The organism is Bacteroides cellulosilyticus DSM 14838 (assembly GCF_000158035.1).
GTDB lineage: Bacteria > Bacteroidota > Bacteroidia > Bacteroidales > Bacteroidaceae > Bacteroides > Bacteroides cellulosilyticus.
Genome location: NZ_EQ973502.1, coordinates 1 through 730 on the forward strand (window position 1 = coordinate 1; position 730 = coordinate 730).

At 47.8% G+C, this 730-nt stretch carries 1 pseudogene; it reads right to left on the minus strand.

What is annotated here, in order from left to right:
* Nucleotides 1–650, minus strand: a pseudogene (locus tag BACCELL_RS25335) (hypothetical protein); the annotation flags it as partial.
* Nucleotides 651–730: the final 80 nt, after the last annotated feature.

Consider the following 730-nt stretch of genomic DNA (forward strand, 5'->3'; position numbering starts at 1 on the left):
TAGCGGTGATTGTGGTTTATCTCGATTAGGCTTCCGTCACCATCGGTCACACGTTCGAAAGGGATGCGATAAGATACCTCTTTCTTTTCATCCGTCAGGTTCATGGCATACAGTCCTTTCAAAATCAAAAATCCTGCATCTATGGCTTTACATGGGTAGCAATAGAAAGCTTTGGTGGTAGTTCCTGCATTGGCGTTCAGTCCGTCGAAAAGGCGGTAAGGGTATGTAATCAGTTGGCCGTTTGTGGCGGGAACATCGCCTGTCGGACGAATGGGGAACAGTGTTACACCCTGTCTTCCGTTTCCCATGCTGATATCCGTGATAGTAAAATGAGACTTCGTAGCATCGTTTACTATATCGAAGCGTGCCACGGCGCGAGTAAGTGAAACATTCAGTCGTACGTAAGTCCCCATTCTGTATTCGCGCAAGTCGGTGGGCTGACTGTTGGCACCGGACATGGGCAACGGGGCAAGCAGAACATCGGCATTAAAACCGGTCGGATTTAATAGCGGGGTATTCAGTTTAACGAAATCGCTTTCAGTAGGCGTTCCGGGGCTTGTTATCATGTCTCCGGGTACGCTGGACTGTGGTTGCGAACTTTGTTGTAACGGGGTATAATTCGTGTATATATTTCCTGCGGCATCATTCATTTCGGTTTGATTGGCTACGCAATAAAACTTGGTGAATAAACCCTTGCGGGGGTAGAACACTACATTTATTTTCCCGGCGG